Source organism: Vibrio sp. dhg (assembly GCF_003443775.1).
GTDB classification, from domain to species: domain Bacteria; phylum Pseudomonadota; class Gammaproteobacteria; order Enterobacterales; family Vibrionaceae; genus Vibrio; species Vibrio natriegens.
This window is the reverse complement of sequence record NZ_CP028943.1, coordinates 1,693,041-1,719,478: the sequence shown is the minus strand read 5'-3', so window position 1 is coordinate 1,719,478 and position 26,438 is coordinate 1,693,041. Positions and strand designations below refer to the sequence as shown.

The 26,438-nt window shown below is 44.2% G+C and carries 21 protein-coding genes; 13 read left to right on the top strand and 8 right to left on the bottom strand.

The genetic code is table 11. The annotated features are described in order from the left end of the window. Positions 1–34: 34 nt before the first annotated feature. The 5 genes from acnD (at position 35) to DBX26_RS07900 (ending at position 8,268) form a co-directional block, all read left to right on the top strand. Complete coding sequence (gene acnD / locus DBX26_RS07920; protein WP_020336339.1) at positions 35–2,626, top strand: Fe/S-dependent 2-methylisocitrate dehydratase AcnD; 2,592 nt, start codon at positions 35–37, stop codon at positions 2,624–2,626. Between the two features lie 9 nt (positions 2,627–2,635). Further along, positions 2,636–3,832 (top strand): 2-methylaconitate cis-trans isomerase PrpF, encoded by a 1,197-nt coding sequence (gene prpF / locus DBX26_RS07915; RefSeq protein WP_118118625.1) that lies wholly within the window; start codon positions 2,636–2,638, stop codon positions 3,830–3,832. Positions 3,833–3,866: 34 nt separating this feature from the next. After that, a complete protein-coding gene (locus DBX26_RS07910; RefSeq protein WP_162889683.1) occupies positions 3,867–5,744 on the top strand; it encodes a propionyl-CoA synthetase in 1,878 nt (625 codons plus the stop codon). A 192-nt stretch (positions 5,745–5,936) separates the two neighbouring features. Continuing rightward, on the top strand, positions 5,937–6,413 hold the full coding sequence (locus DBX26_RS07905; RefSeq protein WP_020336336.1) for a GNAT family N-acetyltransferase: 477 nt from the start codon (positions 5,937–5,939) through the stop codon (positions 6,411–6,413). A gap of 403 nt (positions 6,414–6,816) precedes the next feature. Further along, on the top strand, positions 6,817–8,268 hold the full coding sequence (locus DBX26_RS07900; protein WP_162889682.1) for a bifunctional NUDIX hydrolase/phosphatase PAP2 family protein: 1,452 nt from the start codon (positions 6,817–6,819) through the stop codon (positions 8,266–8,268). A gap of 89 nt (positions 8,269–8,357) precedes the next feature. On the opposite strand, the gene DBX26_RS07895 is transcribed toward DBX26_RS07900, so the two are convergent. Continuing rightward, positions 8,358–10,514, bottom strand: coding sequence for a TonB-dependent receptor (locus DBX26_RS07895; RefSeq protein WP_118118621.1), 2,157 nt, complete (start codon positions 10,512–10,514; stop codon positions 8,358–8,360). A 462-nt stretch (positions 10,515–10,976) separates the two neighbouring features. Continuing rightward, the gene (locus DBX26_RS07890) at positions 10,977–11,933 is read right to left on the bottom strand and encodes an FCD domain-containing protein (RefSeq protein WP_118119770.1); all 957 of its coding nucleotides are present in this window, start codon (positions 11,931–11,933) and stop codon (positions 10,977–10,979) included. A gap of 276 nt (positions 11,934–12,209) precedes the next feature. On the opposite strand from DBX26_RS07890, the gene DBX26_RS07885 reads away from it, so the two are divergent. From DBX26_RS07885 to DBX26_RS07860, 5 genes are all read left to right on the top strand, one after another. Continuing rightward, a complete protein-coding gene (locus DBX26_RS07885) occupies positions 12,210–13,340 on the top strand; it encodes an amidohydrolase (RefSeq protein WP_118118619.1) in 1,131 nt (376 codons plus the stop codon). A 297-nt stretch (positions 13,341–13,637) separates the two neighbouring features. Then, a complete protein-coding gene (locus DBX26_RS07880; RefSeq protein WP_118118617.1) occupies positions 13,638–15,575 on the top strand; it encodes a bifunctional diguanylate cyclase/phosphodiesterase in 1,938 nt (645 codons plus the stop codon). Positions 15,576–15,791: 216 nt separating this feature from the next. Next, positions 15,792–16,148 carry a DUF6404 family protein gene (locus DBX26_RS07875; RefSeq protein WP_118118615.1) on the top strand — a complete coding sequence of 119 codons (357 nt, stop codon included), beginning with the start codon at positions 15,792–15,794 and terminating at the stop codon, positions 16,146–16,148. Positions 16,149–16,689: 541 nt separating this feature from the next. Beyond that, positions 16,690–17,175 (top strand): GNAT family N-acetyltransferase, encoded by a 486-nt coding sequence (locus DBX26_RS07865; RefSeq protein ID WP_118118612.1) that lies wholly within the window; start codon positions 16,690–16,692, stop codon positions 17,173–17,175. A gap of 15 nt (positions 17,176–17,190) precedes the next feature. Continuing rightward, positions 17,191–17,667: a GNAT family N-acetyltransferase gene (locus tag DBX26_RS07860; protein WP_118118610.1), complete on the top strand. Its 477-nt coding sequence runs from the start codon at positions 17,191–17,193 to the stop codon at positions 17,665–17,667. 136 nt (positions 17,668–17,803) lie between these two features. On the opposite strand, the gene DBX26_RS07855 is transcribed toward DBX26_RS07860, so the two are convergent. Next, on the bottom strand, positions 17,804–18,364 hold the full coding sequence (locus DBX26_RS07855) for a sugar O-acetyltransferase (protein WP_118118608.1): 561 nt from the start codon (positions 18,362–18,364) through the stop codon (positions 17,804–17,806). A 238-nt stretch (positions 18,365–18,602) separates the two neighbouring features. Between DBX26_RS07855 and DBX26_RS07850 the strand changes: the two genes are divergently transcribed. Further along, on the top strand, positions 18,603–19,085 hold the full coding sequence (locus DBX26_RS07850) for a c-type cytochrome (RefSeq protein WP_118118606.1): 483 nt from the start codon (positions 18,603–18,605) through the stop codon (positions 19,083–19,085). A 119-nt stretch (positions 19,086–19,204) separates the two neighbouring features. On the opposite strand, the gene DBX26_RS07845 is transcribed toward DBX26_RS07850, so the two are convergent. Then, positions 19,205–20,014: a Cof-type HAD-IIB family hydrolase gene (locus DBX26_RS07845; protein WP_118118604.1), complete on the bottom strand. Its 810-nt coding sequence runs from the start codon at positions 20,012–20,014 to the stop codon at positions 19,205–19,207. Between the two features lie 213 nt (positions 20,015–20,227). On the opposite strand from DBX26_RS07845, the gene queE reads away from it, so the two are divergent. Then, the gene (queE, locus tag DBX26_RS07840; protein WP_162889681.1) at positions 20,228–20,878 is read left to right on the top strand and encodes a 7-carboxy-7-deazaguanine synthase QueE; all 651 of its coding nucleotides are present in this window, start codon (positions 20,228–20,230) and stop codon (positions 20,876–20,878) included. A gap of 14 nt (positions 20,879–20,892) precedes the next feature. After that, a complete protein-coding gene (gene queC, locus DBX26_RS07835) occupies positions 20,893–21,588 on the top strand; it encodes a 7-cyano-7-deazaguanine synthase QueC (RefSeq protein ID WP_014231919.1) in 696 nt (231 codons plus the stop codon). Between the two features lie 31 nt (positions 21,589–21,619). Here queC and DBX26_RS07830 read toward each other — a convergent pair whose 3' ends face one another. The 4 genes from DBX26_RS07830 to DBX26_RS07815 form a co-directional block, all read right to left on the bottom strand. Next, positions 21,620–23,581 carry a tetratricopeptide repeat-containing diguanylate cyclase gene (locus DBX26_RS07830; RefSeq protein ID WP_118118600.1) on the bottom strand — a complete coding sequence of 654 codons (1,962 nt, stop codon included), beginning with the start codon at positions 23,579–23,581 and terminating at the stop codon, positions 21,620–21,622. A gap of 187 nt (positions 23,582–23,768) precedes the next feature. Then, positions 23,769–24,122 carry a DUF2750 domain-containing protein gene (locus tag DBX26_RS07825; protein WP_014231917.1) on the bottom strand — a complete coding sequence of 118 codons (354 nt, stop codon included), beginning with the start codon at positions 24,120–24,122 and terminating at the stop codon, positions 23,769–23,771. Positions 24,123–24,259: 137 nt separating this feature from the next. Next, a complete protein-coding gene (locus tag DBX26_RS07820; RefSeq protein WP_065296866.1) occupies positions 24,260–24,880 on the bottom strand; it encodes an OmpA family protein in 621 nt (206 codons plus the stop codon). 2 nt (positions 24,881–24,882) lie between these two features. After that, on the bottom strand, positions 24,883–26,199 hold the full coding sequence (locus DBX26_RS07815) for a TolC family outer membrane protein (RefSeq protein WP_024372964.1): 1,317 nt from the start codon (positions 26,197–26,199) through the stop codon (positions 24,883–24,885). Positions 26,200–26,438: the final 239 nt, after the last annotated feature.

Here is a 26,438-nt window from a genome sequence, read left to right as displayed (position 1 = left end):
AGGCCAAGATGTACAGATTGAATGGAAGCAAACCATGAGCACAAATATTAATACCCAATATCGTAAGTCGCTTCCGGGGACTCAACTTGATTACTTTGATGCCCGCGAAGCCGTAAATACTATTTCTCCTGGAGCCTATGAAACGCTCCCTTATACCTCACGCGTTCTTGCCGAGCAGCTTGTACGACGCTGCGATCCAAACGTTTTAACCGACAGCCTAAAACAGCTTATTGAGCGTAAGCGTGATCTCGATTTCCCTTGGTATCCTGCACGTGTCGTATGTCACGACATCTTAGGCCAGACGGCTCTGGTTGACTTGGCGGGTCTTCGCGATGCGATTGCCGATCAGGGCGGTGACCCTGCAAAAGTAAACCCTGTCGTTGAAACACAGCTTATTGTTGACCACTCACTTGCGGTAGAACACGCAGGGTTTGAGCCAGACGCATTTGAGAAAAACCGCGCGATTGAAGAGCGCCGAAATGAAGACCGATTCCACTTTATTGAGTGGTGTAAAACCGCATTTGAAAACGTCAGCGTAATCCCAGCTGGTAACGGCATCATGCACCAAATCAACCTGGAAAAAATGTCTCCAGTGGTGCAGGCGAAGCAGGGCATTGCTTACCCGGATACCTGTGTAGGTACTGACAGTCACACGCCTCACGTCGATGCGCTTGGTGTTATCGCGATTGGTGTAGGTGGTCTGGAAGCAGAAACTGTAATGCTTGGTCGACCATCGATGATGCGTCTGCCAGATATCGTTGGTGTAAAACTGACGGGTAAACGTCAACCGGGCATTACCGCAACGGATATCGTTTTGGCGATCACTGAGTTCCTACGTAATGAGCGCGTTGTTTCTTCTTACCTTGAATTCTTTGGCGAAGGCGCAAGAGACCTGACTATCGGTGACCGCGCAACCATCTCCAACATGACGCCAGAATACGGCGCAACAGCAGGTATGTTCTACATTGACGAGCAGACCATCAACTACCTGAAACTGACTGGCCGTGATGAACAGCAAGTCGACTTAGTTGAGAAATACGCGAAACAAACTGGTCTTTGGGCAGACGACCTTGATACTGCGGTTTACGAGCGTGTACTTGAGTTTGATTTGTCATCAGTAAGCCGTAACATGGCTGGCCCTTCAAACCCTCACCGCCGTTTGCCTACTTCTGAGCTGGCACAACGTGGCATTTCTGGTGCTTGGGAAGAGAAAGAGGGCGAGTTGCCAGATGGCGCGGTGATCATCGCTGCGATCACATCGTGTACTAACACCAGTAACCCACGAAACGTTGTGGCTGCTGGCCTTGTCGCGAAGAAAGCCAATGAGCTTGGCCTTGTACGTAAACCTTGGGTGAAGTCATCATTTGCTCCGGGTTCTAAAGTTGCGCGTCTTTATCTGGAAGAAGCAGGCTTACTGCCAGAACTAGAGAAGCTTGGCTTTGGTATCGTCGGTTACGCATGTACGACTTGTAACGGTATGAGCGGTGCGTTGGATCCAAAAATTCAGCAAGAGATCATCGATCGCGATTTGTACGCGACAGCGGTACTGTCTGGTAACCGTAACTTTGATGGCCGAATCCATCCTTACGCGAAGCAAGCTTTCTTGGCTTCACCACCATTGGTTGTCGCTTATGCGCTAGCGGGTACGATTCGTTTTGATATTGAGCGTGATGCGCTTGGTACTGACCAAAACGGCAAACCAATTTACTTAAATGATTTGTGGCCAAGCGACGAAGAGATCGATGCGGTAGTTGGTAAACACGTTAAACCAGAGCAGTTTAACCAAGTTTACATCCAGATGTTCAAACTGGATGACGCGGCGCAAAACTCAAATCCGCTATACGATTGGCGTCCGATGAGCACTTACATTCGTCGTCCTCCTTACTGGGAAGGTGCACTAGCGGGTGAAAGAACGCTGTCTGGTATGCGTCCTTTAGCAGTTCTGGGTGACAACATCACGACTGACCACCTATCGCCGTCGAACGCGATCATGGCAAGCAGCGCGGCAGGTGAATACCTGGCGAAAATGGGCGTTCCGGAAGAGGACTTTAACTCTTACGCAACCCACCGTGGCGACCACTTAACGGCGCAACGTGCAACCTTTGCTAACCCGAAACTGTTCAACGAAATGGTGAAAGAAAACGGCGAAGTGGTACAGGGTTCTCTAGCTCGAATTGAGCCAGAAGGTCAGGTTGTTCGCATGTGGGAAGCAATTGAAACTTACATGAACCGTAAGCAACCACTGATCGTGGTAGCTGGCGCAGATTACGGTCAGGGTTCATCCCGTGACTGGGCCGCAAAAGGCGTTCGATTGGCAGGGGTAGAAGCAATCGTTGCTGAAGGCTTTGAGCGTATCCACCGCACTAACTTGGTTGGTATGGGCGTACTGCCACTGCAATTCAAACCAGGTGTTAACCGCAATACGCTAGAACTGGATGGTACGGAACTTTACGACGTAGTTGGCGAGATTAAGCCGGGCGCTGATTTAGCCTTGGTTATCACACGCAGCAATGGCGAAAAAGTCGACGTTCCTGTTACCTGTCGCCTAGACACCGCTGATGAAGTTCACGTGTACAACGCGGGTGGCGTACTGCAGCGTTTCGCGCAAGATTTCTTGGCGCAATAAGGAGTGGTTATGGAAAACAATACTCCGAATCAAATGAGCCAAATCAAAGTGCCGGCGACGTATATGCGTGGCGGCACGAGTAAAGGGGTCTTTTTCAACCTCGAAGATTTGCCTCAAGAAGCGCAAGTGGCTGGAGCCGCACGTGACAATCTGTTGTTACGTGTTATCGGCAGCCCGGATCCTTATGCAAAGCAAATCGACGGTATGGGTGGCGCAACCTCAAGCACCAGTAAAACGGTAATTGTTTCGCGCAGTAGCCAAGCCGATCATGACGTTGACTACTTATTTGGCCAAGTGTCGATCGATAAGCCATTCGTAGACTGGAGTGGTAACTGCGGAAATTTGTCTGCGGCAGTCGGTCCCTTCGCCATTCATGCTGGCCTGATTCCACAAGATCGCATTCCTGAAAATGGGATTGTGACGGTGCGCGTTTGGCAGGTGAACATCAGTAAAACCATTTTGATCCACGTGCCAATCGTCAATGGTTTCGTGCAAGAAACCGGCGAGTTTGAACTCGATGGCGTGACCTTCCCAGCGGCGGAAATTCAAGTGGACTTTGTTGACCCGGCAGACGGCGAAGGCAGCATGTTCCCAACGGGTAACTTAGTCGATGATTTGGTGGTGCCTGATGTGGGTACCTTCAACGCGACCTTTATCAACGCGGGTATTCCGACCATTTTCATTGATGCTGAATCGATTGGCTATCAGGGTACTGAGCTACAAGATGATATCAATAACGATGACGCTGCATTGGCAATGTTTGAATCGATCCGAGCTCATGGCGCGTTAAAAATGGGTCTGATTTCTGAACTAGAAGAAGCTCAGACACGCCAGCACACACCAAAAATCGCTTTTGTATCCAAACCGAAAAGCTACCTGTCTTCAAGCGGCAAAGCGGTGAATGATTCGGATATCGATGTGCTTGTCCGCGCGTTGTCGATGGGCAAACTTCACCATGCGATGATGGGAACAGCAGCCGTTGCTATCGCGTCTGCAGCGTGTGTGCCGGGAACATTAGTTAACCTGGCTGCTGGTGGCGGTGAAAAAGAGTCAGTGACTTTTGGCCACCCATCAGGAACGTTAAAAGTTGGGGCACAAGCGAAGCAAACTGAACAGGGCTGGGTGGTGCAAAAAGCCATCATGAGCCGAAGTGCGAGAATACTGATGGAGGGATTTGTGCGTGTACCCTCCAATGTCTTTGAATAGAGAAGCAATGTCAGGACATACTGGAGGAAGCAATATGTCTTCATACGAAAAAGAATATTTATGGGCGAAAAACGAACCGGAGAGTTTTTGGCGCGCTCAAGCGGAGAATATCGACTGGTTCGAATCTCCAAAGACCATCTTGAATACTGATGAAAACGGTATTGAGCGTTGGTTCCCAGATGGCGTGATGAACACGTCTTGGTTAGCACTGGATTACCATTGTGAACAAGGTAGAGGTGATACCGCCGCTCTGATTTATGATTCACCAGTGACAGGGAATAAAAAGACCTATACCTACACTGAGCTGCGCGATCAGGTAGCGAAAGTTGCCGGTATGTTGTCTTCTCAAGGTGTTGAAAAAGGCGATCGAGTTGTTATTTACATGCCGATGATCCCAGAAGCGGCGATGGCGATGCTTGCGTGTGCACGATTGGGTGCAATTCACTCAGTGGTGTTCGGTGGTTTTGCACCTAATGAGCTGGCAGTGCGTATTGAAGATGCCGAGCCTAAAGTCATCATGACGGCATCGTGCGGTATCGAAATCAGCAAAATTATTCCATACAAGCCAATGGTGGATAAAGCCATCATGGATAGCCGTTGGAAGCCAGAGAAAGTGTTTGTTTTCCAGCGTCCGGAATGTGAAGCCGAGCTAAACCAAGAGAGAGATCTGGATTGGCAGCAAGAGTACAGCCAAGCACTTCCACACGCTTGTGTACCAGTACTGGCGACAGATCCGCTCTACATCCTTTACACATCAGGTACGACGGGTAAACCGAAAGGCGTGGTTCGTGACAACGGTGGCCATGCGGTAGCGCTGAAGTACTCAATGAGTGCCATTTACAATATTCCACAGGGTGGCGTGTTCTGGGCTGCATCTGATGTTGGCTGGGTAGTAGGGCACTCATACATTGTTTACGCACCATTGATTCATGGCTGTACTACGATACTGTTTGAAGGCAAACCGGTTAGAACGCCTAATCCGGGTGCATTCTGGCGAGTTTGTGATGAGTACAAAGTTGATGCGTTGTTCTCTGCACCTACCGCATTCCGCGCGATTAAGAAAGAAGACCCAGAAGGTGAGTTTCTAAAACATTACGATTTGTCTAACTTAAAAACCATCTTTATGGCTGGTGAGCGTTTGGACCCTCCAACTCTTGAATGGGTGCAAAGCAAGGCCGACAAACCGGTTATCGATCACTGGTGGCAAACGGAAACGGGTTGGGCTATCGCGGGTAACCCAACAGGTATTGAAATGATGCCAGTTAAAGCCGGATCTTCGACTAAGCCAATTCCTGGTTATCAAGTTGAAATTCTTGATGAACTTGGTGAGCCAGTGAAAGCCAATCAGCAAGGTTTTGTTGCGCTAAAACGTCCGTTACCGCCAAGCTGTTTACCAACCGTATGGCGTAACCATGATCGTTTTGAGACAGGTTATCTGAGCCAGTTCCCTGGCTACTATGTGTCGGGTGACGGTGGTTATCTCGACGAAGACGGCTACCTATTCATCATGGGACGTATTGATGATGTTATTAACGTCGCTGGTCACCGTCTCTCTACTGGTGAGATGGAGGAAATCGTTGGTGGTCACCCGGCCATCGCAGAATGTGCTGTAGTTGGCATTCACGATGATCTGAAAGGGCAGCTTCCACTTGGTTTTGTGGTACTGAAAGACGGCGTCAAAGTTGATGAGCTGGATCTGGAAGGCGAGTTGGTCGGAAAAGTACGTAGTGAGATCGGTGCGGTTGCCTGCTTTAAGCATGCGCTGGTCGTTGATCGCTTACCGAAAACGCGTTCAGGGAAAATCTTACGTCGAACCATTCGCCAAATTGCTGATGGTGAGAAGTACACGGTTCCATCAACCATTGACGATCCAACCAGTCTGAGTGAAATCGAACGTGTTCTTCGTCGATAGCGTTTAATCTATTCCACGTTTAATGTTTTGCCCCTGCAATCCCTGCAGGGGCTTTTTTCTTTCCGGCGGGTGGTAAATTTCAATATGGTCGCAGTAAGAATAACCAAACAACGACTTTATTGATCCTAGTGACTTGCTATCCCTGTACTTTGGTCACAAACTACAAAGGTTCAAATTTTAGTAAGCTTTTTTATGAGTGCATTTGTAATTAAATCGGCGTGTTTTGACGACATCTCTATTCTCAATGACCTTATGTTCGACTTGCATGATGAGCATCATGTTCAATCACCGGAACTGTTTAAAACGGCAGAAGAAATTGAAGAAGAGAAAAGCATTGGACGCTATATAGATAACCCAGAATGTCTGGTTTATGTCGCTGCAAAGGACGATGAAATTATAGGGTTTGTTTCTGGGCACTTCTGTGAGTTAATTTCTGTCGTCAGTAAGCCTGTGATGATGGGCAGTGTTGATGAACTGTACGTGTTGCCTGAGTTCAGAAAGCAAGGGGTCGCAAAAGCACTGCTTGATAGAATTGAATCCACTTTTATTAATTATGGCGCGAAGCAGATGTTTGTCGAAGTATGGAACTTTAATCAACAAGCGTTAGCGCTCTATGAAAAGCAGGGATTTGGTCACCACATTCATTGCTTAAGAAAACCCATTGCTTAAGAATACTGCTGATCATGCCTGATAAGGGTCGGTGACTCTGATTGAATCCGAACGGCCTTATTTCGGAGAATAACATCTAAGTGCATTTAGTTGCACTTCATGGAGGATGGTGCATTTCCAAAACATTGCTAGAAGTTATTCATTTTAAACAAATGCGCCTAATCTCAGTTGCAGAACTGAGAAATTAAACATGGAGCAGAAATTTTCCTGACATGAACCCATATAACTGTCAGAATTGCCATCGCAATTACGCATTATGTCCGGGCAATGTCAGCGTTAGATTAAGTTTTTATCTCTAACTTCCCCGGTCTTATGTATCATACGCATAAGGCATCACTAAGTTTTTCAAAATCTATCAGTATTGCTGCCTTCACACGTCGGTTATTATTAAAGGTTACATTTTGTGTTGAGACAGTTATTTTTCCTCACTCTTTACTGCGTATTACTGGGTAGTTCGCCCGCTATTGCTGCGTCGTCGTCTTCAGAGTCAGTAAAAGGCGCACTATGTGTTGTGCGAGCAGATGATAAATTGGTATTGATTCACGAGATCCTAACCAATCGAATTTCTTTGCCCGGAGGCACAATAATTGAAGGCGAACAACCAAGAGCCGCTGCTCAAAGGGAAACTTGGGAAGAAACCGGATTAGTCGTTACGGTGGGCAACGAGTTAGGCCGCACTGAGACGGCCGTGTTCTTTGACTGTGTGTCAGATTCGGAGATCATTTCTTACTCAATGATCAATTCTATGGGGGGAAATGAGCTACCAATTTGGTTTGCGCCACATTATGGTGTCGAAATTGCGTCAGCAATGTTGCTAACACCAGAACAGCTTCCCGTTTCTACTTATCGTTATCCCGCACAGTGGCAAACGGTCGTTGGTTATTTCAACGATGCGACGCATCAGCCAGTGCATTACATTAATCATTTGATCGAGTCTGCTCCATCGTTTCGTCAGATCGAACTGGATTGGATGATGGAGTTACAAAACTGGGTCGGCTCATTGTCAGCAACCAGTTTTCAGACGGCTTCTCAGACTGCCGAAATGATTTTAGAGCTCACGGCACCAACCATTTTACTGTTTCTGTTCCCGTTCGTGATGATGCGATTTGGTAGCCGGTTTGTTTTTCGACTATTTTTCGCAATTTCAGTAACGTCAGTGATGATACTTGTCGCGCAGCAGGGATTTTCATTGCCAAGGCCGCATGTTTATATGCCAGTGGTCGAGCTCACACACAGCTTCGGTTTCAGTTTTCCAAGCTTGCCTATCGCAGTGTGGTGCTGTGTGCTCACTTTTCTATTCCACAAAAACGGTAACTTTGGCGTTAATGGCTCAACGGGGCTGATTATTGGTATGACGCTGCTTGTTGTGCTGGCTAAATTCTTCCTTGGTACGGCTTTTATCTTGGATATGTTGCTGGGGGCGTTGTTGGGGATTTTGGTCGCTTGGCATATTCTGCGTTTGGAAGTAAACCCGGAGATACATGTTGATCAGTTGCTCACCTCGAAAGGAGTGTGGTTGGCTATGACGGTATTTACGGCGGTGATTTGTGTTGTTTGGCCGTTACCAGTATTTGGCAACTGGCTCGCTATTCTGATGGCGGCTTCTGTGATCGTTTTGACGTTTGATAAATCCCAAGTGCAGTTAAGTACCAGACAGGCCGTTTTTGTTATTTTGGCTTTGATATTGGCACAGCAGTTGTACCTGTATTCAGCAACGAGCGTATCGTACAGAGGCTTTTGGTCTCTGGTATTTATCACGCTACAATATCCAATGTTGATGCTGTTATTCACGCTTCTGGTAAGAAAATTGACTCAAGGCAAGCGTTTGAAAAGCAGAGTATTGGACGTCGAATAGGACCCACTTGCAACCAGATACAATTAAGCCTCACATCTTTGTGAGGCTTTTTCTTTGTTCTATTGGAATGGTTTTTCAAGTTGTACGGATTAGTACTTCACTTGATAGTTCAGAACAAACGTTCTTCCACGGCCTTTGTAATCGTAGGCTGCTGACTCGTAATGAGACGAATACACAATTTGAGCGCGCTGACCCCAGATGGTGGTGTAATCTTTATCGAACAGGTTTTGAATACCAAAGCCTAGGCTTCCAACGGGAAGTTGATAGTTACCGACGAGATCAAACACGGTGTAGCCATTGAGTTCATTTTTATCGTCATCTTTGTAGTCAAACATGGTTTGGCTTTGGACTTTTACTGATAGCTCCGAGTCAACCCAACCCGCCCACGCGTTCGCTTTTGAGGTACTCGCTTCACCTGCGGTAAAGTCTTGCCAGCCCTCGTCGCCTTTGACTTCTGAGATGACATAATGACCCGATGCTCCGAGCTGAATATTGTCATTCATCCAGTAAGACGCCATCGCTTCCAGGCCGTAGACACGCTTCTTGTCATCAATTTCATCGATGAGCATGGTTGTCTTGTTATATGTCACTGACTTATCAGACTGTGAGTAATAAGCGGCGGTTTGTACATTCAGATCACCAGCATCCAGGCGGTAACCAAGTTCAAAGCTGTTGGTTTTAATGCCCGACATCTTCGATTTATTTACGTTGATGCTATCGTTAAGCTGCCAGTGATCGCCAACAAGGGTGTAGTCTCCTTGTCCATAGTACTTAGCCGGGTCTGCTAGGTCGAAGCCTTGAGAGAAGTTCGCCCAAATTTGCGAATCGCTATCTAAATGATAAACCGTACCCAAGTTAAATAGGCTAACACTGTAGTCGGTTTCACCGCCCGGAACGGCATCAGCGGAAGTACCATTGCCTGCTGCTATTTTCTTCTGTTGGCTGTAGCCAATAAAATCGTCAATCTCGTTTGATATGTATTGGTAACGAATACCGCCTTCAACGGTCCAGTCATCAGTTATTGCATAATCAGTTTGCACAAATCCAGCAATGGAACTGACTTCGATACCAGGATATCGGCCAACTTTCGCGTAAGTTTTGTTGATCAGATTGCCCGAATTATTAGCGATGGTTGGATCGTAGAGCGCTTGATTGCTGTCGAGTTTATCCTGATAAGCGTCGATGCCATAAACGATGTTTAGTCGGTCAAAGCTTTTCGCCAGCGCCGCTTTTAATGAAACGACATCGGTAATTTGTTGACCAGAAGATTGATAATAAGGTGTGTAAGTTTGGTCTTCTTTACGGTAGGAAGCTTCTGCAATCAGCTGATGTCCGAGAAACTGCTCGTCGACGTAAGAAGCACTGAGCATCATACGCTCGGTTCCATGTTCGCGGTCTGAATCAAAGCCTTTTCGCACATCAATAAAATCGCCACCGACAATGTACAGACCATAAGGCGAACCTTGTTGGCTGTCATAGTACTGTGCCAAAAGATTCAGTTTCTTTGTCTCAGAAATATTAACGCCAGCGGTTGTTAGAAAATCAACGGTTTTATTAAACTGTAACGAGCCCTGCGAAATGTCCGGAGTCACTATGTCGCCATTAGCATCAAAGTAGCCTTGCGTTTCACTGTACATAACAGAAGCGCGAGCTTGAACCTTTTCACTGCCACCAGAGATGGCTTGACCTATTTTATAATCAAAATCTTCGCCGGAGTTAAAGCCTGAAGACCCACCAACGAAGGATTCAAACTCAATATCTTCGCTCTGGGCTTTTTTCGTTATGATGTTAATCACCCCACCTGAAGCGCCAGCACCATACAAAGAGGTTGCCCCCGAAAGAACTTCAATGCGATCAATATTAAATGGATCAATGGAATCTAAATATCGACTGATTTGTCGGGATGATTGCAAAGAGACACCGTCAATCATGACGAGCATCTTACGTCCACGCAGGTTTTGGCCGTAATTGGTTCTTGCACCGCTGCTTACATCTAGCGATGGAATGGTTGACGCCAGGATCTCACCAAGCGATTTCCCTCCACGATATTCTTGTTCGATCTGTTCGGAGCCGATATACCAAACTGTGCCCGGAATATCACTGATCGCTTTAGGGGTGCGGCTTGAAACAATCACCACTTTTTCATCAGTGACGTATTCTTCTGCTTGAGCTGCCAACACTGTACTTGCAGCGGCTACGGCAAGTGCAACAGTGGAAATCTTTAAACTTCCTTTTTTATTGTTCATTTTCTTCTCTATGTTTATCAACAAAAGGACTCTTAAATCCTCTGATAGGGTCGCTGACCTTTGATTTTGTTTTAATTAAATAAGCCTTCGTCTGTCACTGGTAAATGAAAGACAAAGCAACTTAGATTGCTACAAGTCGGGCAGATTCGATGTGGTGTTAGCGGTTCATTGAACGTCGTCAAACCGCGGAATTTCACTGCGACAACCCTTTATTCTAAATAAGAATCATTATTATTGTATTTTTGATGCAAAAATACAATATGCAAGTGCAACTTTTGTTTCTGGTCACTGTGGATGAATGTTTGCAGCCCGAAGAGAAGTAAGAAATTGGAATGAACAAGCAAAGCTATGGGATGAGTAAAAGAGCCTGTACTTGGTTCGTCAGGCTCAAAGCAATGTTGAGCTAGTGGAAAAATGGAAGGTTGGAGCGAGTGGGGCCCAAGTGTTGAACTCGGAGTCCAGCTAATTGAGTTTGTGGGCAATGTTGTTTAATAGGCTCTCTCGCTGCGCACGAGGTACATTCATCACATCTTGATAGGTTCGTTTCATAACGCGAATGTCATTTTCCAGCAATTGAGCGAGCTTTGTTGCGGCTTGAGCGTTATTTCCTTTTAGCAATAGTTCAATGATCTCGACGCGTCGTTGGCAAGAGGTCGTCACAGAGGATTGAATATGCATGGATACCAGATCGGTGGCTTTGCGCAGACGGTTGTGTTGCTGCATGATGCCCAACAAAAAACGATTACCCGAGCAAGCGGCGAGTACTTCGTGAAATTCAGCGCTTAAATTAAATAGCTGGCTTGCCGTTACGGTTTGTGGTTCAGCAATGGCTTTTAGGTGACGGTCCAGTAGAGTTTCAAGTGTGTCACGATCCAGCTTCCAGCTTGGTTCGAGCAGACCTGCGGGTTCGAATATAAGGCGGCATCGATAGCTTTCTGTATGCCTGTCGAGTGTATTCAGCACACCGTCAAGTTGCCACTTGTAGCCTGGACTTCGGTGGAGGATCGCGTCACTTTCCAGCAGTCGCAGAACATTTTGTATCTCACCTCGGTTGGCGTCATAACGCACTTGTAGCTCTTTTTCTGATATAGGGCATTCCAGCTCACCAAAAAACAGATCCATAAGTACTCGAAGAAAAAGTTTCTCTTCACGGGATTGCTGATTGGTGTTTTTCCCCATCTCCGCAATATTTTCAGCGTCGATGAGTAGCACAAAACCTTTGTTAGGAACCGCTTTGGTGATGCCTTGATCGGCCATATATTTAAGCACGGCGCGGATTGGTGTTCTTGATACGTCGAACTGCAACGCTAAAGACGATTCATTCAAACTACAACCAGTCAGCGCGTTGTCTGCCTTTAGTTTTGCGATAACTTTGAATAATAAGTCTTGTTGGAGTCGTGTGATTGCTGTCGTGCCCATAGAGTGAAAACGCGGTTGGTACATTTGTCTTCATGGTAAACACAAACGCATTTGATTGCTATAAATTGTGTTTTCGCAGCATAAATACAAAGCTTCAAAGCAGTGAGACGACGAGAATAGTGAACTGAACATTATCGTTATTCCGACCTGTGGCATAGGAATACTCAACGTTACACGTAACGACAGGTGAAACGTGCGGAATGATATAGTAGGTTGAGTTACGCTACTTTCTGGTTTTACTCAATCTTATGCCATGGTCACGGAGGACATTGTTTTATGGCTGATATTTGCTGGACCCAGTTTCGCCACACGCTTCATCAATTTCCGGAGTTATCCAATCAGGAAACCGAAACCGCGCAGCGCATTATGGAACAATTCCACCATTTTGCACCGGATAAAGTCGTCACCGGCCTTGGTGGAAGTGGTTTGGCGTTTATTTACCAAGGCAATAAACCGGGACCGACGACACTGATTCGTTGCGAACTGGATGCGCTACCGATTGATGAGACGAATACCTTCGATTATCGCTCTGTTCACCACGGTGTTTCTCATAAATGTGGACACGATGGGCATATGGCGATTGTATCCTCGTTGGGGGAGATACTTAATCAAAACCGTCCTGCCAGTGGGAGAGTGATTCTTGCTTTTCAACCTGCGGAAGAAACGGGAGAAGGGGCGATCAACATGGTGAATGACCCGAAGTTTACCGATATGATGCCCGACTATGCGTTTGCTCTGCACAACTACCCCGGTCTGCCTCTCGGACACGTCGCCGTAAAATCCGGCCCGTTTAACTGCGCCTCGCGGGGAATGATCATTCGTTTGCAGGGCAAAACTTCACACGCGGCACACCCGGAAAATGGTGTAAGTCCGGCTATGGCGATGTGTAATATTATCTCGCAACTGAATACTCTGCCCGAATCTCTTAGCGAGCGCTGCTGGGTAACAGTGATTCATGCAAAATTAGGGGAAGTCGCGTTTGGCACGGCTCCTGGGGAAGCGGTCGTGATGGCGACATTGCGCAGTGAAAGTAATCAGACGATGCAAGCGTTAGTCGAAGCAGCAAGCGCATTGGCCGAGCAAAATGCAGACAGCTATGGATTAAATTGGTCACTGGAATGGCAGGATGTATTTCAGGCCAGCGTCAACTCGCAGCAGGGTTGTGAGCTCGTCGTGCAGGCTTGCCGCGATACTGGGACGGCTTATACTTTGCTTGATGAGCCAATGCGTTGGTCAGAAGATTTCGGTCAGTTTACCCAAGTCGCGAAACAAGGAGCCATGTTTGTATTAGGTTCAGGTCGAGAGAGTCCGCAGTTGCATAACCCTGATTATGATTTTCCTGATGAGCTGACCCCTGTCGGACGAGCGATTTTCTTCAGCCTGATAGAAAGGATTAATGGGTTCTAGATACTGCACTCGAACGTGTTGATGATCAAACGAAGTGACTTTGTCCATGCATCTAGTGTGAATGTCGGTAATTAAGCGTGTTAGGAAACTCAGACACGCTTCTGTCCGTCTTTTGAGTCGGCAAGCTTTTACCTGATAGTGTTAAGATTACTGTAAACTTAGAAAGGTATCATTCTCAATATGGTAATTTTCTTAACAAATATTATTTGTGCAATTAAATCGAGTAAATATATAGACTTATTTGGTTAGACAAGCTAATTTAAATAGAATAGTGCAACCAATTGCTTAGTGTTTTATATGAACAAACGCAGCCATTTATTAGTCTTTTCCTCTAATATTGTCACCTTACTGGCGATCAATGTTTGCATTGCGTCAATTTTAGTAATGACTAATGTATATGGGCCTCATGCTACTAATGAGAAAATTTATTGGTTGCTATTGATCTATGTAATTACCGGCGTACGTTATTGGGTTCATTATGGTATTTCTAACGACAACCAATATAAATTAGACTTTCATTTTATTGGTGTCACTGTCTCAGCAATTGCATGGGCTGCATACCCTTATATATTTCATCAAACAATGACGTTAGAAGAAGTCATGTTCACGTTAGTCATTTTTTGTGGGATGTCGGGCGGTAGCGTCACATTACTCTCTGTTGATCGGCGCTCCGCTCTGGTGTACGTAGCTATTACCATCTTTCCATACAGCTTTATATTACTTACTGGAAACGATGTTACGCTAAGAAACTTTGGGGTAATGGGGATCGTTTATGGAATTGCACTATGTTTGACAGCCATAAGAAGTGCCAATTTTGTTTACGCATCAATCGATAATCAAACTAAAATTGAAAGCTTAGTATCGAGCCTTGAAAATGAGGTTGACTCTAGGACCAGTAGAATACTTACATTAGAACGTCGTGATATGCTTTCCGGTTTATATAACCGAAATAATTTCGCCCCAGCGATTGCTATAAAACGCATTAATAAAAACAATCCTGCACTACTCAATAGCTTTATACATGTTGATATAGAAAATCTGCATCTTATTAACGATAACTATGGTCATGAGTATGGTGACTTTATTATTTCGGAAGTTGGTGAGATATTATTAAATAATGATAAACTTCACGGTTCAATTTCTGCCCGGTATGGGAGTGATGAATTTATTATCCATACTTACGTTTTTTCAAAAGCAGAACTAGAACAATTTATTAGTAATTTAAAGAAACAGATAACCGTGTATTTTCAGTCAGGAAGTATTCGTGTTAAACCGGACTATCATATTGGCTATTATATTTGTGATGATAGCGTCCCAATCAATACTGCGATCAGAAATGCGTATTTGGCTGTTAGTCATGGCAAAAGAAATAACTTACGTGTTAGTTGTTTTGGCAAGAATATACAAGAGAGTTATGAACGAAAAGAGTATCTATGTGAAGCTATAAAAAAAGCGATTAACGACAATAGTTTTTATATGCAATATCAGCCAATAGCAAGCGTCAGAGATGATAAAATACACTCTTTTGAAGCATTAGTTAGGTGGGATTTAAAAGGGCAACGCGTCTCGCCTGACGAATTTATAAAGGTGGCTGAAGAGTATGGATTGATAATAGATCTTGGACGGTTAGTGTTAAAAATGGCTATTGAAGCGTTAGCTGCTGTCAACAAGATGCATCCGTACATTTCCATATCAATCAATGTTTCGGTTATTCAGTTCGAAGATGAAACCTTCTTGGATAGTTTAAAACTGTTCATTTCTCAGTATTCGGTAAACCCAAACAATGTTCATTTGGAAATCACAGAAACCGCAATGATTACGAATATTGAGAAGCTAACTCAAAGTATTTTAAGTGCAAAAGAGATCGGTGTGATGATTTCAGTCGATGACTTTGGAACGGGTTTCTCTTCTATATCCGTGCTTAGAAATTTAAAAATAGATTATATAAAAATCGACAAATCATACATTGATAACATTTGTCTGCATGAAAAAGAACAAAGCATAGTCTCTGCGGTGACTAAGATGGCTCATACGATCGGTACTAAGGTGATCGCAGAGGGCATTGAATCACAAGAACAGCTAAATTCGATAGCACAAAACGACATTGATTTTTACCAAGGCTATCTGTACAGCAAGCCCGTATCGTATCAAGAAATGCTCTCGTATTGCCAAGACCCCCAAAAGCAAGCTAGCGAATCTTTCCTTTCTTGGACGAGTTCACCTTACACGAGTTGATAGGTCACGATGAAGACTAGATGAGCACCATGAAGAGAATTGCTGTTATTGGCTCCGTGGTTCAGGAAAGCCCACATTTTATCCTTGCGTTGCTCGCTCTGGGTCCAGCGACTAAATAATTAAGTTTTGAAATCAGTCGCAACATCTAGCTTATCCTTTCAGGCGAATGACTTGATAGCCTTAAAATTTCAATAACATATAGTTAGTGGGGTTTTTATGGAAAAGGCAGAATTCATCCGGTTGCACTTGATTGAAAAAGGTGTTCCCGTGGACTTAACTAAACCAACAATATTTGTTTGGCCAAAATACAAAGACCTCTCGAAAAAGCCACTAGTATTCCAGTCGCTAGTAAAAGTGTTTTTAATGGATAGCTTACTTTTGGGGCCATTATGGGGAGCGTTCATGTGGGCATTCTCTTGGCATAAACAGCCTGAACATTGGAGGCTCTATCTTATTGGCTTCGCCTTGTTTGGTATTTTAATGGGATTTATCACCATATTTAGAATTATCAAGGCTAGAAAGAGTTTGGGTGAAAACAACTGGGAAAACTGGTGTAAGCGAAACTACGAGTAACGCACTATGCCAGGCGTTTAAGATGATTTCTAACGCTTGGTATCTTCAATTCTAAGTGGTGTTAGCTTGCTCGCAAACAGTAGTACCAAAAGTATGCTTCTAGAAATAATGGTCTGTTATTGTTGAAGAATTTATCTGCATGGTATCAGGGATGTCGGTTCTCAACATTATTCTCGTTAGTAGTTTTTTATTGAATTTGTCTATAGATTGGTTTGAGCTGGAAAGTGCTAGAACCTCGTGCTTGTGGGTTTCATTTCTTGTTTCATGCACGTTTATTCTTGACGAAATGACCTGGCTGCAATCAGGCACTTACAAATGTGCTGAATGGATAAAAACCTTTTTTATTGCCTATATAACCTGTGAGGTGACTTTGGTGATCAATATGATTTACAGGTTGGCGAATAAATATAGTGTAACCTCAATGTCTTGGTATACTCCATGTTTATTGCTAGCTGGTTACTCACTCTACCAAAAGGTATACAAAGGTTAGAGTTTGCGTTGCTCACGTCTTCGCAAAGTATTGTGTTCGAGAGGAATTTGAATGTTCAGGGAAACAACGAAGGCTGATTTTGAGTTATTTTGGCCAACCTTTTCAGCCGTTATTCGCGCTCAGGAAACCTACGCGTTTGATCCAGAAATGACGATGGAAGAGGCTTACCACATCTGGTGTGAAGTTCCGTTGAAGTCGTACGTTTATGTAGAAAACGACGTGATTTTAGGTTCCTACTACCTGAAGCCTAATGCAATGGGTCCAAGTAATCATATTTGTAATTGTGGTTATATGGTTGCAAACGAGGCTAGAGGAAAAGGGATCGCTCGAAAGATGTGTGAGCATTCGCAACAGCTAGCCGAAGAACTTGGTTTTGAAGCGATGCAATTCAATAGCGTTGTCTCGACGAATGAAGTCGCGGTTAATCTCTGGCAAAAACTTGGCTTCAGTATAATTGGTACGATACCTAAAGCCTACAGACATGGTCGTTTGGGGTATGTGGACAGTTTAGTTATGTACAAATGGCTCAGACCATAACAATCAGGGCTAAACATGAATCCTGAGTTATTGGGAAGTAGGGTGACATTAAGGACGATCACAGCGCACGATGCAGACGATCTTTTTGAAATCTATGGTGATTCTCAAACAATGGAGTTTGCTTCCGATGCTGTTTTTACATCGCAAGACATGATTCAGCAAATGTTGGAGAGCGTCGCCCGGTTAGAGAAGTCAGGTGAATCGTTAGAATGGGCAATTGCCGATAAAAGAACCAATAAAGTAATTGGTACTTGCGGCTTACACACTTTTAGTGATTGTGGTAAAGCATGTGAGGTAGGTTGTTTACTTAATTCGGATTACTGGCGGCAAGGCTATATGTCTGAAGCACTCAGTGTATTGTTTTTACACGCCAAATCGCTGGGAATTACAAAGTTATATGCAGATATAGATGATGGTAACTTTCGTTCTCAGGCGTTGTTTAAGAAGCTGGGTTTCAATAATCAAAATGGCCAGTTTCAACTCACCATTTAAGTCAGCGTTCAGGCAGACCTGAAAGCGGCTGAAGGAATTTAAAAGAGTCGCAAGGCTGATGAGCGTATAGATGAAGCAAAGCCTCGTATGGCAAATCCGAGGCTTCCTATATCATTGTTTAAACCAGTTAGCCTGATTATACAAATTCGAGCGAGCGAACCACTTTACACGGATTACCTACGGCCACACTGTTGGCTGGGATAGACTTGTTTACAACGCTTCCAGCACCAATTGTGCTGCCTTTTCCTATTGTGACTCCAGGCAGAATAATGCAGCCTCCACCAATCCAAACGTCATCTTCTATGGTTATGGGTTTCGCTTGTCCAATATGTTTTTTACGTTCGCGAGGGTCTAGTGGGTGAATGGCCGTATAAATTTGCACATTGGGCGCAATAAAAACGTTGTCACCAATCGTCGTTGGACAACAATCTAACAGCACAAAGTTATAGTTAATAAAAACGTTGTTCCCAAGCGTTGTGTTGATGCCGTAGTCAATTCTTACGCCTTTCTCTATATGCACGTTTTCTCCCACGTGCTTAAAAATACTTTTGATAACCTGTGTTTTTTCTTCCGTCTGACGAGAACTTAGCTGGTTGAAGTGATCCGTTTTATCTCTGGTTTGATAGCGTATTTCTACTAGTTCAGGGTCGTTAATTAAGTACGGCTCCCCAGCCACCATTTTTTCGTAGTCCGTCATTCACATAGCCTCGTGATAAATTATTTAAGACAGTATAGAGAAGGCTTTAGAACTCAGACATGAACTAAATGGCTGTAAATATGTAGCATTTCGCTCATTTAAAAGGGGTAATAATCAAGAAGAGGCGAGTAAGTTTATTTCAGAAAGAGAATAATTAGCGTGTTCAACAGTTAATAATCGCGCTTCTTATCGATAGAACTATAATTAGCCTGTATAAAACAGTATAGGTATGGCTATTATGGCAATTCGAAGGATACATTCCGTAATTCTATTGATGACTATCAATATCTCTCCTGTGGCTACGTCAAGTGATATGGGGGATGACAACAAGGCGAAAGGAAAGTACTTGGTAACAATAGGTGGTTGTAACGATTGCCATACCGCTGGTTATGCACCGAGTGGTGGAGCCATACCCGAGTCTCAATGGCTACTTGGCGAACAGCTCGGTTTTCGAGGGCCATGGGGAACCACTTACCCTATAAACTTGCGAGAGTACATTGGTAATCTGAGTGAATCAGAATGGGTAGCCACAGCAAAAGAGCTCAAAACCAGGCCTCCGATGCCTTGGTGGATTTTAAATACCATGACAGAAGATGACCTACGCGCTGTCTACCAATACGTTAAGAGTTTAGGCAGTGTAAAAAATACGGTTCCATCGTTTGTGCCTCCTGAAGAGGAACCGAATCCACCATATATTCATTGGCCACAGCCACCAGAGTAAAGCCGCTCGATAAATTATCACGTACAGTTATCCGACGCTCGGTATAACAAGATTAAAAAACGGCACCCTTAGATTGAGTGCCGTTTGTTATTTGGACTGAAATGTTAAAGCTGAGTTTATTAAGCGTTCAGAACAAACTTTTCGATAGCTCTTGCCACACCATGGTCATCGTTACTTGCCGTAATGTAGTCGGCGATCTTTTTGGTTTCTTCCATGGCGTTTTCCATCGCGATGCCTAAGCCCGCAAATTCCAACATATGATGATCGTTTTCTGCGTCACCCATACAAATCACTTCTTCCGGTTTAATAGATAAGTGCTCAGCAATCGCAGCAATACCAATGCCTTTATTGCTTAATGGGTTAAGAAATTCCAGGAAGTATGCCGCGCTTTGAACGACGGTAAATTTGTCACGCATTTCCGAAGGCAATGCAGTAATGACTTCGGTTAGCTTACTTGGCTCTGCAACCATCATCGCTTTGATAATTGGGTGGTCATCTTCCAGAGATTCAAAGCACATTTCGGTGACATTAAGGCCGTTAATTTTTGCTTCAATATCGGTGTAAGGGTTGTTTTCGTTAGTGATCAATCCGTGAACCTGACTAAACGCATGCACATAAGCGCCGAGTTCTTTTGCTTTTTGAGCGACCAATTTCGCTGCTTTACCGTCGATGATTTGCTGGTGGATGATTTCATTTGTTCCAATGTTTTTGACCATTGAGCCGTTGTAGTAGAGAACGAAATCTTTGTCTGAACGAATGTCCAGCTCATCTAACTTATCTTGCATACCATCGATTGGACGACCAGAGGCCAAAACAACGGTTACGCCTGCCTCTCGAGCTTTGGCGATCGCTTGTTTGTTCTCATCTGAAATTACTTTTTCGCTGTTTAACAACGTGCCGTCCATGTCTAGGGCGATCAGTTTATACATGTTACTTACCTTAAAATTCAAAATTGCGGCGTGATTTTATTAACAACCTTTTATTAACAACCACTAAAAACGCGTCCTGCCTATGAAACTACAAAATGGTCTATTTTAACAATTAATTTTTGGTTTGAATTGACCTAGACACAGCTCTCCATTAAGGTCTTCGCCTCGAAGTATTATGAGTGAGTGAGTTCTACGTTGTATAAGCTAAATGAGATGTTTGAAACCATCCAAGGAGAAGGGGTCTTTACTGGCGTTCCTGCTGTTTTTGTTCGTCTTCAAGAATGCCCGGTTGGGTGTTCATGGTGTGACACGAAACAGACCTGGGAGGCGGCAGAAGAGGACCAACGTTCGATTGGTGATATTCTGATTAAGACGGAAGATTATCCGACGTGGTGTGTTGCAACGGCAGAAGACATCGTAGAGCAATATAAGAAGCAAGGTTTCAACGCAAAGCATATCGTTATTACTGGTGGTGAGCCGTGTATTTACGATTTACGCCCGTTAGCACAAGCGTTTGAAGACATGGGTTGCCAGTGCCAGATTGAGACCAGCGGGACGTCAGAAGTCGTTACGACAGATAAAACCTGGGTGACAGTGTCACCAAAAGTGGCAATGAAAGGCAAATTGCCCGTGCTGAAAAGTGCATTGGAAAGAGCGAATGAAATCAAGCATCCGGTAGGGACTCAGAAAGATATCGACCATCTTGATGAGCTATTAGCGTCTGCTGAGATTACACCGCAGACGATCATTGCTCTGCAGCCGATAAGCCAGAAGCCTCGCGCGACTCAATTGTGTATTGATACCTGTGTTGCTCGTAATTGGCGTTTGTCGATTCAAACTCATAAATACCTAAGTATTGCTTAAGCTCGGAGAGTAACATGAAAAAAGCCGTCGTTGTTTTTAGTGGAGGGCAGGATTCAACTACCTGTCTTGTTCAGGCACTGAAAGAATTTGATGAAGTACACGCGATCACTTTTGACTATGGTCAGCGTCACAAACTCGAGATCGAGGTAGCTCAACAGGTAGCGAAAGACTTGGGTGTTGCAGCACATAAAGTGATGGATGTGGGCTTGTTAAACGAACTGGCTATTAGCTCTTTGACTCGTGATGACATTCCTGTCTCGCATGAACTGCAAGAAAATGGCCTGCCGAACTCGTTCGTTCCTGGGCGCAACATTCTGTTTTTAACACTAGCGGGCATTTATGCCTATCAGATTGGTGCAGAGACAGTTATCACTGGCGTTTGTGAAACCGACTTTAGTGGCTACCCTGACTGTCGTGACGACTTCGTTAAAGCAATGAATGCCGCTTTGGTAAAAGGTATGGATCGTGAGTTGACGATTAAAACTCCGTTGATGTGGCTGAACAAAGCGGAAACCTGGGCGCTAGCTGACCAGTATGATGCGCTGCAACTGGTTCGCGAAAATACGCTTACTTGTTACAACGGCATCATCGGCGATGGTTGTGGTGATTGTCCATCCTGTGATCTGCGTAAAGCAGGTTTAGAGGACTACCTGAATAACAAAGACGCGGTTATGCAGTCACTGGTTGAAAAACAAAATTCCGAAGCTTGATACATAAGGGATAACTCCAGTGAGACTGGTATTATCCCTTACTCAGGTTAACAGGCTGGTCGTAAGCATCGACGAACACATTGCTGCCGCTGCTTTTTGCCTGAGATAGCGCTTGGTCTAAAATCGAATAAAGTTCATCAAAATGAGTTAATGGATTTGATGTTGCGAGATAGGCCAAGCTTGCTGTCACAATGACTTCTTCATTTTTTTCTGTTTTGATGCTTAGTTCTGAAATCGTTTTGTGTAGACTCTGAATTCGGAATGGGACATCGATTTCATCAACATTCTTAAGTAGCAGAACAAACTCTTCACCACTTAAGCGCCCAATAAAGTCATCTTTGTTCAACTTCGTGCTGATTTTCTGACAAACCTGTTTGAGTACCAAGTCTCCTGCCGGATGTCCGTAAGCATCGTTAATTGACTTAAAGTTATCTAAATCGACCAACGCGAGGACATAGCGTAATTCTCCGTCTGTTTTTGTTGCCTGTCTCTTTATCGTTTCAATACTGGTGGAACGATTCAAAGCGCTGGTCAAACTATCTAAACGCGCCTTTTTCCTAGCCTGTCGCTGCACGACAAGTGTCAGTATGAGTAAAACCACCAAACAGAAAACAATAAAGTTATAGATGGTTTTTTGTTCTGTAAGTTTCTCAAATTCAGTTTGTTTTAGATTGCGCTCAATGTTTAAGCGAGCAAGATTAAGATCGTACTCATACTCATTTTTGGTGAGGTCCAGAGCTTCCATCGCTTTCATGTTTTTTGAATCACGATTTGCTAACTCTAATGTTGAATACGCTTCGTAATGTGACAAAGCGGCTTGAAAGTTATTAAGGGCCTGATAAGCCTTAGAAAGCAGCAGTTGCGCCTTAGCTTGCAGTAATGGCCGTGAATTGTCCGTCGATAATCTTAGCGCGGAATTAGCGTGCTCAATCGCAGTCTTGGCATCCAAACTTTTCAGGTATGCAAAACCTGCGGCTAAGTGCGCTTCGGTTTGAAGATGGTTGTTTTCGTATCGTTCACCAAGCCCCAAGGCTTGATTAACATACTTGAGCGCCTCTTCCACATTGCCAGATTCGGCTTCAGCTGAAGAAAGGCCAAGATAAACTAAACCTTGACCGTATGGATACTCAAAATGCTCTAAGATAGTGAGTGAGTTTTTATAGTGTGTAATGGCTTTATCAAAGTCTTTGGCTTTGGCATACATGGCAGCAAGGCTGTGCTCGACCTGTGCTACTTCGACTGGTGTTCCCTCTTGTTGACGAGCAAGTAGCGCCTGTATTAGATATTGTTCAGACTGCTCAAACTGCCCGAGCTCTGCCAACAAATTACCAACATCGTTATAGACTCCAGACGGGTCGCTCTGATAGGGCATATTTACAAGAAGTCGGCGGTATACGCTTATCGATTTTTCATAATCGCCACGAAAATTGTAGTTATTGGCGATGACGCGAAGCGAGAGATCTTTCGGGAAGTTTTCCTGATGCTTATTATCAAAGTGGCTTTCTAACGATGAGCAGAAAAAATGCGCTTTGTGGTAACGCCCTTGTTGATTCAAGGTATAACAAAGTTGGTAATTCATCAGGGCTTCACCCTCGATGCTAGCACTTTGCTTCATCTTATTTCTTAGCGAGATAAAGCTCTTTACTGAGGCATCATAGCTGCCTTGTCTTCGCTCATTTAAAGCGAGAATGTATTCGGCTTCGAGCGTGGCAAACGCATTGTTTCGCCCTTGGCTATTACCATAATAGGGCTGTTTCATGTTAGACATGTACTCATAAATCAAACCACTTACATACAGCTTCTCACTGTCATATTTTGCGGTGTGATAGCGGCTTTGAAGCAGGCTGAGTGCTGACTTGGCATTGGTTTTTAATGTGGCCTGATAAACAGAATGCCACTGAGTAACGTTCTGATTTTGTTGGCTGTAGTGAGGGTGACTATAGGCCGGACTACAAAAAAGCAAGAGGCAGAGCAGGAGATACAGCGTGCGCATATTATGATGTTATCGATATTACTTTTGTATGGATAGATTACTCATTATCTACTGAGTTGTATGAATCAGTGAAGTATGTAAAGGCGAAAAGAGTGACAAAAACTATGCGCTTTGTCGATATTTGGAGTGAAAGTTATAAAAATACCAAATTAAAAGACCCCAGCTTTGTGGGCTGAGGTCTCATCAATTAGTCTACATAAAGTTTTGCTAGATCTTGTGGTTCCATTTCTTTGCCTTCTAACTGCGCGTTCCAGTTAGTGCCAACAAGAACACCATCTTCAGCAAGAGTAAGAAGCCAATCTTCTACAAAAATATCCAAAGGAATTTCCAGGACATCGAAATCAGCCCACTCTTCAACGTTATGTGCTTCTGCATCTTCTTTCGATGACCAGAAAGGCATAACTTCACTATTTTCGAATTCAGTCGAATCGCAGGATAGCCAACCTTCTTCGTTACGCAGACCCCAAACTAACTGGTTTTCTTTAGTTTCGGACACGAAAAGGTCAAGGTTTTCTTGGATATCTGATGTAAGTTTGCTCATTTCAAAACTCTCATTGTTATGACGTAGCTAGGTTAACATTAAAGGGCGGATTCCTAAAGCATAATACGGTTTGCATCGTTGCTAAAAGGAAAGGAGCCGAAGCTCCTTTGTTTAATTTAATGGTGGCAGTATTCAGGTTAATTCTTTGGTAGCGTCGTAAAGACTGTCCACTCTTTTTTTACTTCGCCTTTATACCCGATCACGGTTGCCGTCACTCGTCGGTTTTGAGCATGACTTACTTCATCGGTTCCTGATGTTGCTAGAACAGTATCTCCGTACCCGACGATAGTCACTCTTTCCGGGCTTATTCCGTTACTCAGCAGCTTGTTTCTAACGTTATTTGCGCGTCGTTTAGAAAGGTCCAGGTTGTGTTCTGGCGTACCTGTACGGCTAGCGTAACCCTGAATTTCAATAGAGGTCTCAGGATACTCTTTCAAAAAATTAGACAACTCGTATATCTGCTGCGAAAACACAGGGTTGATGACATCTGAATCATTGGCAAACAGAACTCGGAGCTGCATTTTCTCTGATGAGTTTTCATATTCACCACAACCATCGTTGTCTATGTCAGAACCTTCTGGTGTCCCCGGACACAAATCCCTTTCGTTGATCACACCGTCACTATCATCATCAAGGTGATCGGCACTCTGCTCAGCAATAGGTGTATCCATGTATTCATATTCGTCACCGTTGTCATCTGGTGAAGAACTACACGCAGCCACTGCGAATGATAGTGCAATAATAGTTATGTATTTCATAATTAGTACTCCACCTTATCTAGCCATTCTTGTGGAACTTCGACTCTCAATGCACTGAGAAGCTGACCTGTTGCGTTCATTACTCGATATTTTGCAAACTGCTCTGCATATTTTGCGTCAAGGTAGTCTTTACGCGCTTCAAACAGTTCATTCTGTGTGTTCAAAACATCAAGAAGGGTTCGTTGACCTATCTTGTATTGCTTTTCGTAGGCAATCACCGTTTCAGAAGCAGAATCTACGTGATCCGACAAAAATTCTTTTTGTTGGAGTGTTAAATCTAGCGCTGTCCAAGAAAGTTTTAATCCTTCCTCCACATTTCGGTACGCGCTTTCTCGTAAATCTTTCGCTTTGTTAAGTTGGTAAGCGAAACTGTCTGCGTTAGCGACATCACTGCCGCCGTTAAACAAGTTATAACGAAGTCGAAGCATAGCTAAGGTTTCATCACTTCGGCCTTTAAGACCATCCGCATCATCTCGCCATGTTTGCGATGCTTCTATCGAAATTGTTGGGTAGTACACACCTTTTGATTGTTTGTACTGGAACTTCGCTGAGTCGACATCTGCAAGAGCTACTTGAATCACAGGATGGAGTTCGTATGCCGTACTTACCGCCTCATCCACTGTGTAAGGGAGGAAGTTTTCATCAGCTCTAGGAAAGATTAATCCTTGAGGTGATTGTCCGACTAAGCGTGTAAACATCGTATGGGTGTCGTACAGGTTATTTTGTGCTGCGGCAAGGTTACCGTGTGCTTTAGCGATACGAGCTTCCACTTGGGTTAAATCAGCGGTTGACCCAATGCCAGACGTGACGCGCTTTGAAATGTCTGAATAGATATCTTTGTGAACCGCAAGGTTGTCTTCTGATAGTTTTAATACTTCATAGGCTTTTACGGCATCTAAGTAAACTTTTGCGACCTCAAGTGCCTTGTCTGACGCATCAGCTAAGAGTTGGAACCTTACCGATTCTGCATCGGCAGCTGTTCGGTCAATGTCATTCAGCGTCGCACTGCCGTCCCAAATCAATTGGGTCAACGTGACCGACGCTTCTTTTCTGGTGTAGTCTGTGTCGCCGCGAGCTACCTCGTCTGACGGGTCCAGACCTTCGTAACCAATCCCCGCATCCAAATCAATAGATGGTAGATAAGCACCTGTAGAAGCATCATTTACGTACCGCTTACTCGTAAATTCGTTGAATGCACTTTTAATATCTGGGTTGTTTTGTAACGTCAATGTCACTGCTTGCTCTAACGTTTGACCGAAAACGGGTATAGACACCATTAAGCTGCAACAACAGGCGTATTTGAGTCGGTTCCATTTCACGGTAATTCTCCTAAAAATCGTGATTCTTTTTGTTGTTTTATCTCATTAGTGAGACAGAACACCACAATTAACAGTGTTTGAGTTAGGAATAGATCAACCTACTGTTAAACCAAGGCTTTTGATTAGAAAACCCACGTATTCACCTGTATAAACCGTGGCGCATAGGTCAATAGTTGCTTAACCAACCAATAGGCCAAAACAGGAAAAAAGCTTGAATTTTGAACATCATAACGGTCCGA